This is a genomic window from Chroococcidiopsis sp. [FACHB-1243] (assembly GCF_014696895.1).
GTDB lineage: Bacteria > Cyanobacteriota > Cyanobacteriia > Cyanobacteriales > Chroococcidiopsidaceae > Chroococcidiopsis.
In genome coordinates this window covers 1-14139 of the sequence record NZ_JACJQX010000018.1, presented here as the reverse complement: position 1 = coordinate 14139, position 14139 = coordinate 1, and the positions used below count along the sequence as shown (strand labels likewise).

Annotated in this window: 11 protein-coding genes; 6 read left to right on the top strand and 5 right to left on the bottom strand. The window is 44.7% G+C overall.

Annotation, left to right across the window (positions count from 1 at the left end; genetic code table 11):
• The first annotated feature begins 26 nt into the window (after positions 1–26).
• From aroF to H6G17_RS14795, 5 genes are all read left to right on the top strand, one after another.
• Entirely contained in the window at positions 27–1109 is a 1083-nt protein-coding gene (aroF, locus tag H6G17_RS14815; protein WP_192158359.1) for a 3-deoxy-7-phosphoheptulonate synthase, read from the top strand.
• Positions 1110–1180: 71 nt separating this feature from the next.
• The gene (gene trpD / locus H6G17_RS14810; RefSeq protein ID WP_192158357.1) at positions 1181–2185 is read left to right on the top strand and encodes an anthranilate phosphoribosyltransferase; all 1005 of its coding nucleotides are present in this window, start codon (positions 1181–1183) and stop codon (positions 2183–2185) included.
• Between the two features lie 76 nt (positions 2186–2261).
• Entirely contained in the window at positions 2262–2966 is a 705-nt protein-coding gene (locus H6G17_RS14805; protein ID WP_192158355.1) for an HpsJ family protein, read from the top strand.
• Between the two features lie 6 nt (positions 2967–2972).
• The gene (locus H6G17_RS14800) at positions 2973–3419 is read left to right on the top strand and encodes a hypothetical protein (protein WP_192158353.1); all 447 of its coding nucleotides are present in this window, start codon (positions 2973–2975) and stop codon (positions 3417–3419) included.
• A gap of 357 nt (positions 3420–3776) precedes the next feature.
• On the top strand, positions 3777–5585 hold the full coding sequence (locus H6G17_RS14795; RefSeq protein WP_192158351.1) for a hypothetical protein: 1809 nt from the start codon (positions 3777–3779) through the stop codon (positions 5583–5585).
• A gap of 159 nt (positions 5586–5744) precedes the next feature.
• Here H6G17_RS14795 and psaI read toward each other — a convergent pair whose 3' ends face one another.
• The 4 genes from psaI to psaA all read right to left on the bottom strand — a co-directional run bounded on the left by psaI (position 5745) and on the right by psaA (position 11491).
• Positions 5745–5900 (bottom strand): photosystem I reaction center subunit VIII, encoded by a 156-nt coding sequence (gene psaI, locus H6G17_RS14790; protein WP_192158349.1) that lies wholly within the window; start codon positions 5898–5900, stop codon positions 5745–5747.
• A gap of 93 nt (positions 5901–5993) precedes the next feature.
• Positions 5994–6545, bottom strand: coding sequence for a photosystem I reaction center subunit XI (locus H6G17_RS14785; RefSeq protein ID WP_192158347.1), 552 nt, complete (start codon positions 6543–6545; stop codon positions 5994–5996).
• Between the two features lie 259 nt (positions 6546–6804).
• Positions 6805–9027: a photosystem I core protein PsaB gene (gene psaB, locus H6G17_RS14780; RefSeq protein WP_192158345.1), complete on the bottom strand. Its 2223-nt coding sequence runs from the start codon at positions 9025–9027 to the stop codon at positions 6805–6807.
• Between the two features lie 115 nt (positions 9028–9142).
• Positions 9143–11491: a photosystem I core protein PsaA gene (psaA, locus tag H6G17_RS14775; protein ID WP_192158343.1), complete on the bottom strand. Its 2349-nt coding sequence runs from the start codon at positions 11489–11491 to the stop codon at positions 9143–9145.
• Between the two features lie 578 nt (positions 11492–12069).
• On the opposite strand from psaA, the gene H6G17_RS33485 reads away from it, so the two are divergent.
• The gene (locus H6G17_RS33485; RefSeq protein WP_242038402.1) at positions 12070–12312 is read left to right on the top strand and encodes a hypothetical protein; all 243 of its coding nucleotides are present in this window, start codon (positions 12070–12072) and stop codon (positions 12310–12312) included.
• 270 nt (positions 12313–12582) lie between these two features.
• On the opposite strand, the gene H6G17_RS14765 is transcribed toward H6G17_RS33485, so the two are convergent.
• A complete protein-coding gene (locus H6G17_RS14765) occupies positions 12583–13965 on the bottom strand; it encodes an aminotransferase class III-fold pyridoxal phosphate-dependent enzyme (RefSeq protein ID WP_192158341.1) in 1383 nt (460 codons plus the stop codon).
• Positions 13966–14139 lie beyond the last annotated feature (174 nt).

Sequence of the window (14139 nt, the reverse complement as noted above, 5' to 3'; positions counted from 1 at the left end):
TTAAAAAATTAGTAGGAAGATTAAATATGATCGTAGTCATGAAAAGTGGTACTCCAGAAGAGGAAATCACTCGAATTTCTGAAGAGTTAAGTAATTGGGGTTTGAAAGTAGAAAAAAGTGTTGGCAAACACAAAATTGTTCTCGGTCTAGTTGGGAACACAGCTGAATTAGATCCGTTCCGAGTCCAAGAACTCAGTCCTTGGATCGAACAAGTCGTGCGGGTCGAACAACCATTCAAGCGCGTCAGCCGCGAGTTTCGTCATGGTGAACCTAGCGAAGTCGTTGTATCAACTCCAAATGGTTTCGTCCCTTTTGGGGAACACCACCCGCTCGTAACGATCGCGGGTCCTTGCTCGGTAGAAAACGAAGAAATGATCGTCTATACTGCTCAAAGAGTCAAGGCAGCAGGCGCAAAGTTCCTGCGCGGTGGTGCTTACAAACCTCGTACATCCCCTTATGCATTTCAAGGACATGGGGAGAGTGCTTTAAATTTACTTATTGCAGCCCGCGATGCAACGGGTTTAGGAATTATTACTGAAGTGATGGACACTGCCGATCTGGATAAGGTTGCAGCTGTGGCAGATATCGTACAGGTAGGGGCGAGAAATATGCAAAATTTTCCCCTACTCAAGAAGGTAGGAGCGCAAGATAAACCAGTGTTCCTCAAGCGGGGAATGTCAGCCACGATTGAAGAGTGGCTGATGGCAGCCGAATATATCATGGCAGCAGGAAACCCAAATGTGATTCTCTGCGAACGGGGTATTCGCGGGTTCGATCGCCAGTATGCACGGAATACACTCGATTTATCAGTTATTCCCGTGTTGCGATCGCTCACCCATTTACCAATTGCGATCGATCCTAGCCACGGTACGGGTAAAGCCGAGTACGTCCCCTCAATGGCAATGGCAGCGATCGCAGCAGGTACGGATTCGTTAATGATCGAAGTCCATCCCAATCCCGCCAAAGCTTTATCCGATGGACCTCAATCACTCACTCCAGAACGGTTCGATTCCTTGATGCAAGAACTCGCCGTTGTCGGTAAAGCCATGAATCGCTGGAATAAAGAATCAGTTAACAGTTATCAGTTACCAGTTGCCAGTGGAAAGTAACCAGTGACCAGCGATCGGTGACCAGTGACCAGTGACCAGCAATCAACTACCAACTACCAACTACCACTCACATGCAAACACCGAGATCGCGAGAACAAGCACGTCAGGTGATGGAGTATCTCTTGTCGGGTGAAGCTGAGTTCAATGAAATTGTCAGCTTTTTGCAAACTCGACCAGTAGTCGATGCCCAAACTCAAGAACTCCTGGGATATCGCGATGTCCTTTGGGACAGAAGGCGGCGAGCAAACTTCGGTCATGTCGATCTCGATATTGTTGGTACTGGCGGGGTGCGCCGACCGCGCTATAACGTTTCTACCACGGCAGCATTTATTGTCGCCGCTTTGGGGATTCGAGTTGCTAAGCACGGTAATCGAGGCTCAGTTAAACCTAATGGTTCCTGCGATCTGCTGGAAGTTTTGGGAATTTCTCTAACAGCGATGACAGCGCGGGCTGTTGAAAGTTTAGCGACGACTGGGCTGAGTTTTCTATTTGCCCGGGATTGGCATCCAGCTTTTAAGGCGATCGCAGCTGCTAGAGCTGAAGTCGGTTATCCTACTGTGTTTAATCTACTAGGACCATTACTCAATCCCAGCCAACCCAAACATCAACTTGTCGGTTGTGGCGATCCAGCAGTAGCGCAAATTATTGCAGAAACTTTAATGGAATTAGGGATAGAGGCTTTAGTCGTGACTGGCTCAGATGGACTAGATGAGATTACCTTAGCGGGTGCTTCTCAAGTTATAGAAGTACGGGGCGATCGCATCAGTACAAAGCAAATCGTGCCTGAAGATTTTGGCATGGAAACCGTCCCAGAATCGGAGTTAGCTGGAGGCAATGCTACAGATAACGCCGCAGAATTTCTAGCTATTCTTAGTGGACAGGGACGAAAAGCACTGGTCGATCTCGTCACTTTAAATGCCGCTTTTGCACTGTATCTAGTAGACAAAAGTTACGGCATAGAATCAGCAATTCGTACTAGCAGACATGCATTAATTGATAGTACTGCCAAGACATATTTCCTTCAGTTTCGCGAGTTCATTATGACTGATAACTTAGTGAGTGTGTACGATAATTGACCCGCTCCTACAATACCTAATTTCTAATTTTTTGATTTTCGACTTTCAATTTTTGACTTCAAAAAGGTAAATTTTCATGTCTCAACCTAATAGTGAAGAATTTTGGTTTAGTCCGCTTTTTCGCATAGCTGGCTACGTCTTATTGGCTTTGTCACTTTTAGATATTATTAGTATTTTTATTCCTCCAGGTTTTACCAATCCTGCGTGGGAGTTTCAAATGGCAAGCCATCTAGTTGAGCGATCGCCTGTGCCATTAATTGGATTAGTATTTCTCTTAATTGGCGAGAAAAACTTTAAAATTTTCAAGTTTTTGTCTAGAGCGGCTCTGGTAGCTGGCATATTGTTTCTATTGCTACTGCCTTTAATTGTCAGTTCTGCTTGGCGCATACACGAAGGAGGCGATCGCCAAATCGCGCAACAATCAGCACAGCTTCAAGTTATCAAGCAACAACTCAGTCAAGCTCAAACAGATCGAGAAATTACAGATACATTGTCTCGGTTTAATCTACGAATTAATGCGCCAACATCTCAAAATCCTCAGCAATTAAAAAGTCAAATTCTAGCTGGAATTGCTAAGTCTGAGCAGAAATTTCAAGCACAAGCATCACAAAATACAGCCAATAGTCTTAACTTGACAAAAAATGTCATAAAAACTGGCTTGGGAACCTTAATTGCTGGAGCTTTTTTCCTAATGGTTTGGCGCGGTACTGCCAATACAGTGAAAGGTAGTCAAACCAAAAAGCAAAAACTCAGAAATAATCTGCCACTCGTAAACGAATAACGTAGTATGTTAGATAATAGTAGCGCTGCTAGCGATCGCACGAGTAATCACAGAGATATTTTGCTAGGTTCGCCTTCTAGGCGCTTCAGTGAAGCTCTCGAACCGGACAGGTCGAGCAACGTTTTTGGTAATAGCGATTCGTTCGATCGCAATACCAACGAGGAAGATATTTCTCCTATGAGTAACGATTTCCTCTACGGTGGCAATCCTTTTGCTGGTGACAACTTTTGGAATATCTTTGCTGACGGGAACAATCAGAATAGTGGCAATTTTCCCGATCCGATTGGTAGCGAGTGGAATTTCAGTGGTGCAGCAACTCCGAGTCAAGTCTTAACTATTAGTAATGACGCGATCGTAGTTCCTCATAGCGACGAGTACAATAATTTATTGCTAAATGCTCCTCAAGCCCAAGCCAGTCTTGACACAAATTCAGCTTCGATAATTTGGCTATAACCATATTAGAGGCGTTGCAGGACGTAAGTAAAAATAATCAATGAGCTGCAAATCATGACTTGCAGCTTATTGATTTTAGATCGATTAGAAAAAAATAAATAACAAATTGCTCGAAAGATTCGTCACTGACAATCATGTCTTACGAAGTATAGACTATTTTAGTATCAAATACAGGATTAATTAATCCTGCAATTGTATTCGTAGTTCAAGTGCTAACTCTTAGCAACTCAGCTTTGATAGCAAAACAAGTATTTTTTGCAAAGATAATGCGCAAAATATTAGCAATTAATACTAATTAATTTATAGAATATTTTTGCCACTTAGAACTCTGTATTAGTAATTAGGAGAAGTAGCTTCATGTCCACCTCTGAGTCTAACTCTTTTGAACCAGGTAACAACGGTTCCTCGGGCGACGTAAACGATTTACTGCTACAATCGCCGTTCGGTCGCTTAAGTGAAGTCTTAGATGTTGAGGATCTTGCTAATATTTTTAGTGGTGTTGGTGATGCTGCTGATAGCAATAATGCAGAGAATCCATTTGCTAGCGACAACCCCAATTCAGAAAGCGATTTAGCTTACGGTGGTAATCCTTTTGCTGGTGATAACTTTTGGAATATCTTCGCTGGTGGTGTTAATCCAGGTGAAGGGGATAATCCATTTACTAGTGCTGAAAGCCCTCTAGTTAGCGAAGGCAATACTACTAGTAGCGATAATCTCGTTCCGACTCAAAACGATCTTTCCTCTATCGATTTAAATAACCTACTGCAACAGTCGCCATTTGGTCCCTTAAGCGAAGTTACAGGCGAAGAAGGTTTAACTAACATCTTTAGCGGTATTGGTAGTCCTCCTGAAGGCAGTACAGCTTCCTCTGCTGACAGCAATAATCCGCCTACAGGTAGCGAAGATAGTAACCCGTTTGCTGGAGGTGGCAATCCTTTTATCAATACTGATAGCCTGAGTACGAGTGGTAGTAGCACGTACCATGACAACAACAATTCTATTACTGGTAGCGGTAATTGGATATTTGCTAGTGGAGACTGGCAGCAATTAATCGATCTTAATTCTTCTAGTGAAGGCAACTCGCCTTTTGGTAGCGATACTACTCTTCAAGGTGCGATCGCATACTTCAAAGGTAACGGTTTAACCACTGATAATAACTCGTCTTCTAGCGATAGTAATAGTAACCTTGCCTTTAACAATCTACCCATACCTATTAATAATAGTGACTGGCTGACGAGTCTTGCCGATTTAGCCGATCCTGAAAGTGCGGCTAGTGCTACTAATAATAGAACTATTGGTAATGGCAACTGGCATTATGGTAGTGGTAATGAAGTTGTTGGTAACGGTAACTGGCTTTTTGCTAGTTACAACGATCTTCTCGGTAACGGCAACTGGTATTACAATAACGATAACGCTACTGTTGGTAATGGTAACTGGTATTTTGGAACTGAGAATGCAACCATTGGTAACGGTAACTGGCTTTTTGCTAATGCTAATGAAAGCATCGGTAACGGTAACTGGTACTTTGATGATGCCAACAAAACCGTTGGTAATGGCAACTGGCATTTTGGTAGTGAAAATGCAACGATTGGCAATGGTAACTGGTATTTCGGTAGTGGCAATGCAACGATTGGTAATGGCAACAGATTTAGCGGTAACGATAACTTAGTTATTGGTAATCCTTTAGCCAATGGCTTCAAGGACATTGGTGATGGGAAGCTAGTTATTGGGAATAGCGATTGGACGTTTGTTACCGATCGCAATGCCATTAGCGATGAGGTTGACAGCTTGCTAACGAGTAGTTTGGGAAATCTCTATAATAGCGATGCCGATAGTAACCAAATTAGTCAAGGTATTGACTCGCTGATCGATCGAGTCGGTAAAGACTTCTTGAGTTTACTCGGTAGTGGTTGGACTGTCGATCCATCAACAACGACTCCAAGTATTGACATCAATGAAAGCATTTTTAGCGATCGCGAAGTCAACACCGAGCTAGATATTAGTATTAACTCTTTAGCCGAGCAAATCAAACAAGATTTACTAACGTCGCTTGGTAGCGTTTCCCCTGCTGCACAAACAGAATTGACTCAAACTACCGAAGGCAACCTCTTCAGTAGCGAGAATTTTCTCGCCGCTTTTAACTCCGATCTCACAAATACTAACTAAAAATTGATTTTTCCTGTAGAGACGTTACATGTAACGTCTCTACAGGAAAAATTTGTAAATCAAATAGGACTGATAGGGATTCTTGCCCCTTTTTAAGGGGGGATCTTCAAGATCTTTGCCTCACAAACCGAGATAGATTGGTTTCCTCTCTCCTTGCAATCATACTTCTTCGTCAGCCGTTCCTACTTCTTTTTCAATCCAAATAAATATTAGAGCAAATACTGGAAACGGCAAAATATAAAATATTAAAGGAATCATAATCCAAGGCAACCACGAAGCAGCATAAGACCCTGTTAATTGTGTCATATCTACCATGATGCTATTCTCCAGTTTTTATTGAATTGGTAATTGGTAATTGGTAATTGGTAATTGGTAAGGTTTGTAGGATGGGCAATGCCTATCTACGCACTAATTAACATTAACTCCACCCCGCAAAATTGAGTCGAGAGCATCGAAGTTTTCTAGTAGTAGATAAGCGAATACAGCTCCTCCCATTGCTCCTAGAAAAATTCCCCCATTTAATTGATACCATTCCTCTCGCTGTTTCAAGGGTCTGAGCGAGTCTTTAGAAGTAGTACCATAAGCCCCTCTGGGATCGCCTTGGAAGGTCGTAATGGCAAAAATAGAAATTCCCAAACAAGCTGATACAGCTATATATATTGCTGTAATTAATCCACTCAAATTAGCACCATGAGCTGTCTCTCGCAATGGACCAACCACAACCTCTGGTCCTACTAGAAAATAGCCGTGAGCCATTCCAATTTCTAAACCACGCATAAAAGGAGTGAGTCCTTTGCGATAGGCAGGAAGATTGTTAATGAAAGCTTTAGCTAAGGGAGAATCGGTAATAGCTGTAGAGAAATTACTGTTAAACGGATCTCCTTTATAGGGTTGAACGGGATCGGTATCGAGCCTATAGTTCAATTTTGATTCTACAGATGGATTGGCAGTATTAGTCATTTTTGATTTTCTCCTAATTAAAGTTGTCGATCCTCCGATCTTGCTTCTTATATGCGACTTCTCAAATAAGCATTTTTTTATGAGTTGTAACGCAGATAAACGCGAATATAGAAAGTATTAACTCATGGTTTTCAAAGAACTCTCCTGGTACGTCCACCAGGAGAGGAGAGTCTAAATTCGCAACTGATAAAGCCAAGTTCTAGGGCGGAAACAACGAATGTATTTCTTGTAGAATCTGCCCTAAAATTTTTGCTCTAGGCTAGCCAAACTTTCCAGCCGTTGATGCAATCAAGAAAGCACCATAGGTAGCAATATAGCCAACGGTGAAGTGAGTCAAGCCAACTAGACGAGCTTGAACGATAGATAATGCTACAGGCTTATCTCTCCAGTATCCGAAAGATAATGGTGTTTTTTCGTGCGCCCAGACCAGAGTTTCAATCAATTCTTGCCAGTAACCCCGCCAAGTAATCAAGAACATGAAACTCACAGCCCAAGCCAGGTGTCCCCAGAGGAACATCCATGACCAAATAGCTAGACTATTTGTGCCGTATGGGTTGTAACCATTAATCAACTGAGCGGAATGCAACCAGAGGTAATCTCGGAACCAGCCCATAAGGTAGGTAGAAGACTCATTGAATTGAGCTATATTCCCTTCCCAAATTGCTAAATGTTTCCAGTGCCAATAGAAAGTGACCCAACCCAAAGTATTGAGCATCCAGAACACAGCTAAATAAGAAGCGTCCCATGCAGAGATATCGCAAGTACCACCACGACCAGGACCATCGCAAGGGAAGGCATAGCCGAAGTCTTTTTTGTCGGGCATCAGCTTAGAACCGCGAGCATCTAAGGCTCCTTTGACCAGAACTAAAGTGGTGACGTGCAAACCAAGGGCGATCGCGTGGTGAACGTAGAAATCTCCAGGTCCAATCGTCAAAAACAACGAGTTCGTCGTGTTATTGACCGCATCTAACCATCCCGGTAGCCAAACATTAGCATGGTTGGGCCAAGCTGTAGAAGCAATACTATCTGGGTTCGATAACAGTGTATTAAACCCGTATAACGCCTTACCATGAGCTGCTTGGATAAACTGAGCGAACACTGGTTCGATCAGCACTTGCTTTTCTGCCGCACCAAAGGCAACTTCTACATCGTTATGGACGTATAAGCCTAGAGTATGGAAACCCAAGAAAAGAGACACCCAAGACAAGTGAGAAATAATCGCCTCTTTGTGACGCAGCATCCGATCTAGGACGTTACCCTTGTTTTGTTCTGGATCGTAGTCTCTGATCCAAAAGATGCCAGCATGGGAAAATGCCCCTACCATCAAAAACCCAGCAATGTACTGATGATGGGTATACAGCGCTGCTTGAGTCGTGAAGTCCTGCCCGATGAAAGCATAGGGTGGCATCGAATACATATGCTGTGCTGTCAAAGAACTTGCTACACCCAAAGCAGCTAAAGCAAAAGACAGTTGGAAGTGAAGCGAATTATTGATCGTGTCGTACAATCCTTGGTGCGGTAAGTTGAAAGGACCTTCAACCTTTGCCCCAAAAAAAGATTTTGAGTTCAGCATCTCTTTGATGCTGTGACCGATCCCCCAGTTGGTACGGTACATGTGTCCGGCAATAATCAACAGGACGGCGATCGCCACGTGGTGATGCGCCATATCCGTCAGCCACAAAGATTGAGTCTGAGGATGAAGACCACCTAAGAACGTCAGAATTGCCGTTCCTGCACCTTGAGAACTGTTAAACACATGTTGCGCCGTATCGGGATTCTGGGCGTAAGCGCTCCAATTTCCTGTAAAGAACGCACCCAAACCCGCTGGATGCGGCGGGGTAAACAAGAAGTTGTCCCAACCCACATGTTGCCCGCGAGATTCGGGAATTGCAACGTGAATTAAGTGAGCTGCCCAAGCTAGAGAACTGACACCGAACAAACCAGCTAGATGATGATTCAAACGTGGTTCGGCACTTTTGAACCAACCGAGAGTAGGACGATATCGCGGTTGGAGGTGCAACCAACCAGCAAATAAGAACAAAGCTGCGAGTAAAAGTAAGAAGATCGCACCAACGTAAAGTTCGTTGTTCGTCCGCATCCCGATCGTGTACCACCAGTGATAAACACCGGAATAGCAGATATCGACTGGGTTAGTTGCTCCAGCTCTCGTAAAAGCCTCGATCGCAGGTGGACCAAATTGAGCATCCCAAATCGCATGGGCGATCGGACGCACGTTTAAGGGATCTTTAATCCACTGCTCGAAATTGCCTTGCCAAGCGACGTGAAACAAAACCCCCGATGCCCACAGAAAGATAATCGCCAAATGACCGAAATGAGAGGCAAAAATCTTTTGATAAAGATTCTCCTCTGTCATGCCATCATGGAGTTCAAAATCGTGAGCTGTCGCCATCGCATACCAAATACGACGGGTCGTAGGGTCTTGAGCAAGGTCTTGGCTAAATTTTGGAAATTTTGTAGCCATACTTTAGATCTTCGATTTCAGGATCGACTTATCGTTTTTTTGTCATTTGTCATTTGTCATTCGTCATTGGTCATTGGTGTTTTACAAATGACCAATGACAGATGACCAATAACCATTAACCAATTGCCGACATGCGAGCGAGGAAGAACGCCCAAGTCGTAACAATTCCTCCTAAGAGGTAGTGAGCAACACCAACAGCTCGACCGTGGACGATGCTCAAGGCACGCGGCTGAATTGCTGGGGCAACTTTTAATTTGTTGTGCGCCCATACGATCGATTCGATCAGTTCTTGCCAGTAACCCCGACCGCTGAACAGGAACATGAGGCTAAAGCCAAAAATGAAGTGTCCGGCTAGGAATATCAGACCGTAGGCAGACAGGGATGAGTTGTAAGACTGAATCACCTGTGCCGATTGCGCCCAGAGGAAATCGCGCAGCCACCCGTTATTGGTAATCGACGAGGTAGCAAAGTTACCTCCGGTCAAGTGCGTGACAATGCCATCTGAATCGACCGTTCCCCAAACATCTGATTGCATCTTCCAACTAAAGTGGAAAACTACCATTGACAGCGAGTTGTACATCCAGAATAGACCCAGGAAGACGTGATCCCAAGCTGATACCTGACACGTACCACCGCGTCCTGGTCCATCACAAGGGAAGCGGAAGCCCAAGTTTGCCTTATCTGGAACTAAACGCGAACCACGGGCAAATAGTACGCCTTTGAACAGTACGAGTACCGTGACGTGAATTGTAAAAGCGTGGATGTGGTGGATCAAGAAGTCTGCCGTACCCAGTGCGATCGGCATCATGGCGACTTTACCACCGACTGCAACCATACCACCACCCCAAGCGTAGCTGACGGGTGCGCCGATGCCTGGAGCTGTCGTACCGAGTCCTGAGAGTTCGATTCCCCGCACGCCACCAAAGACATCGCCCAAGGGTTGAGCCACCTGCGCCGCTCCCACAGCTGCGGTGTGGATGTGTTGTATCCACTGGGCAAAAATTGGCTGTAGCTGAATGCCCGTATCCGAGAACATATCTTGGGGACGACCAAAAGCCCGCATGGTGTCGTTGTGGCAGTACATAGCGAAACTATGAAAGCCTAAGAACTGACAAACCCAAGCTAGGTGAGAAATAATGACATCGCGGTGACGGAGGGTTCGATCTAATATGTTGTTGACGTGATGGGCTGGATCGTAGTCCCGTACCATGAAAATAGCTGCGTGGGCTGCGCCACCGACGATGCAGAATCCGGCAATCCAGACGTGGTGGGTAAATAGAGACAGGGCAGTGGCATAATCTGTTGCCAGGTAGGGATAGGGAGGCATAGCATACATGTGGTGCGCCACTAGTAGGCTAGCCGTTCCAAACTGTACTAAGTGGATGGACAGATTCGCGTGCCAGGAAGTCTCGAAGATTTTATCGAGTCCCTCATGACCCACGGGACCGATAAAGTTTAAAAATGGCAGCATGTTGGGAGATTTGGCATCATCCAACATTTCTTTGAAACTGTGACCGATACCCCAGTTAGTGCGGTAGAAGTGTCCGGCAACGATGAACAGCACGGCAAGCGCTAAATGATGGTGAGCGGTATCGGACAACCACAGACCACCCGTAACCGGATTCAGACCACCTTTAAAGGTGAGAAAATCGGTATATTGTCCCCATTGCAGGGTAAAGAATGGTACTAAACCTTTGGCAAAGCTAGGATATAACTCTGCCATCAAGCTTGTATTCAAAATGAATTCGTGAGGCAGGGGAATATCTTTAGTAGCTACCCCAGCATCTAGTAATTTGTTAACTGGCAAAGCGACGTGAATTTGGTGTCCTGCCCAACCCAGGCAACCCAAGCCTAGCAATCCTGCTAAGTGGTGGTTCATCATCGCTTCCCAATTTTGAAACCATTCCAATTTGGGAGCGCGTTTGTGATAGTGGAACCAGCCAGCAAAGAGCATTATCGCTGCCATTACCAAACCACCGATCGCGGTACAGTAAAGCTGAAAAGTATTAGTAATACCAGCAGCCCGCCAGAGTTGAAATAGTCCCGAAGTGATTTGAATTCCGTGGAAGCCACCACCAACATCGGCATTTAAAATATCTTGACCGACAAGCGACCAGACCACCTGGGCGCTGGGTTTAACACCCGTTGGATTTGCCATCCAAGCTTCAAAGTTGGAGAATTTCGCTCCGTGAAAATACATGCCACTCAGCCAGATAAATATGACAGCTAAGTGACCGAAATGGGCAGCGAAAATCTTGCGGGAAATATCTTCTAAATCGCTGGTATGAGTGTCGAAATCGTGAGCATTAGCATGGAGGTTCCAGATCCAAGTTGTCGTTTTGGGACCTCTAGCAAGAGTGCGATCGAAGTGTCCAGGTTTTGCCCATAACTCAGGTGAGGTAGGAACCGGATCGTTATCGACCACAACCCTTACTTTTTGCTCTCGCTCTGGAGTAATTGTCATCAAATTTCTCCTTGGTTATACGAGAAACATAATTGGTCATTGGTCATTGGTCATTCGCGAGAAATAGTTTTGACTTTTGACTTTTGGCTTTTGACTTTTGCCTTTTTAATCGCTAGTTAATAGAGAAAAAAGCCAGAGTTCGATCGCAAGTTACACCGGATAGCGTGATAACTTACTTTGTTTCTGGCAATGAAAGACTCCGAGGAGTTTAGTTTGTTTGGCTGTTGTCTTAATCTGAGTATTCAAACTCAAGCACTAGCATCTTTATCTTTTTGGAGAATAGGAAAAAAAAATGAAGAACTAATGAAGAAAGGTAGTATCTTAATAAAAGCTTACATTTTTGCTGTATAGTTTCTGACTATAGGAATCTGGTCTGATTGTTGAAAAAAATCTCAGTAACGCACCAAAAACTGAGAGGGTATTGTCAACTTAACCGTAATGTAGAATAATCCTACTGGTTCCACTCGGTTCGCGACTGCTTGTCCATGTACTCCCGTGAACGATTAAACGCCGAAATCATCAGCTACTGTGTCTGGCTCTACTAGACGTTTCCCTTGAGCTACCGAGACATTGAAAAAATGATGCTGTACCGTGACATTGAGGCGACGTATGAAACGATTTGGGAATGGCGCTTGAAAATTTGGACAGCAGTATGCCAATCAGCTTCGGCGCAAACGCCCTTACATGGCGGACAAATAGCATTTAGATCGAGTGATGGTCAGCATCAAAGGGTAGCAATACGACTTGTGGCGAGCAGTCGATGCGGAGGGGAACGTACTGGATGTCTTGCTGCAACGGTATCGGGATGCTTCAGCATCTGAGCGATTTTGCCGCTTGGCTGCTGAAGCAACGCCCTAGACACAGTAGCTGATGATTTCGGCGCTTAATCGTTCACGGGAGTACATGGACAAGCAGTCGCGAACCGAGTGGAACCAGTAGGATTATTCTACATTGCAGTTAAGTTGACAATACCGTTTTTACAGGTGTCCGAGGCTCTACCATGCTCAGTGTTTTCGTTCTAGGCTTTGTACATTCTTATACTACCGCGATAGTGACACAACAGGGTTAGAGAGACAACATAACCTAAAACTCTACTGAAGCAACAGACCTACATTTTGGAGTTCCTCTACACTATCCTTAAAAACCTGCACAATGCGAGCTGTATCTTCATCAGTATGGGCTACGGATAAGTACCCTCCTCCTCCAGGTAGAAGCAGAACCTCTCTGTCGATTAAGTTATAATTCAACAACATCAGGCTCTCAAACGATGCAGAAATTCCCGAAGTCGCAGGACCATTAATCGAGCTGAAATTTGCCATGCGCAGCGGTACTGCTTTTGTGGCAAAGTAAGCATTCAATTCAGCAATAAATTGTGACGTGCGCTGAGCTAATTGCTCTTGTAGAGTCGATCCTTGCGACTTGAGATATTGAAGGACAGCTCGTGCAGCCGCGATCGCCAGTGGATGTTTGCGAAAAGTTCCCGCAAATAATGTCTGATTCGCTTGAGGATAGGAAGCATCTCCATAATTCCACATCCCACCATCGATGCGATCCATATAGGTAGCCTTACCAGCAACGGCTCCGATTGGCATCCCGCCACCAACGATTTTTCCATATACGGCTAAATCTGCTGCCACGTCAAAAAACGCCTGAGCGCCACCTGGATGCAGGCGAAAGCCAGTTACGACTTCATCAAAGATTAACGCTATTCCCGATTCTGCGGTTAATTGCCTGAGTTGGTGGAGAAACATGCGGGGATCTCGATCTGGTCTTTGTCTTTGGAGCGGACTAACTAACACAGCTGCTAATTCTTTGTGACGAGCCGCGATCGCATCGAGCGATCGCGGATGCATAAAATCTAAAACCAAAACATCCTCGGCAGCACTGGGTGGTATACCTGGATAAATTGGCATTGAATGCAGATTGTTATCTACCGTTTCTGCTTGAACCAGTGTTCGATCGCTATGACCGTGATATGAATGGGAAAACATTGCGACTTTGTTGTGACCTGTGACCGTTCGTGCTAAACGAATTGCAGTCATTATTGCTTCTGTGCCTGTATTACTAAAGGCGACTCGTTCCATCCGCGTTAGTTCGCAAAATAGCTCTGCAACCTCACCAACAAACTCTAGTTGCGAACCGAGTTGTATGCCTTGTTCTAGCTGCTCTACTAGTGCTGCTTGAATAAACGGAGGATTGTAGCCAAAAAGATTGACTCCCAACCCCGTGACGAGATCTATATATTCATTGCCATCGACATCCCACATTCTGGAACCCGCAGCACGTTTGCTGGCGATGGGATACATTTCTTTAAAGGGAAAACTGAAATCTTCCGTTCCTCGCTCGTCAGCCAAAAAGGGGCGATAGGTCTGCGCCAGTTGTTTTGATGTTTTTGTGCGCTCGGTGTAACGAATAATGAATTGCTCCAAATACCTTTGCTGGCGGGACTGGTTTTCTAGGGCTGTTGTTTTCATGATTTTGACGAAATTTTTCAATCGGGGATTACGCATTTGAAGTCAGGTGGGGTGCGTTAGTAACGCACTCTACTGGTGTGGCAAGGCTAAAATAGTGCATTAAAATCAGCTGTTTCTTCGGTGACAAAAATCGGATAAAGATGTTTAAGTTTGACGCGAGCATCTTCAGTAGTA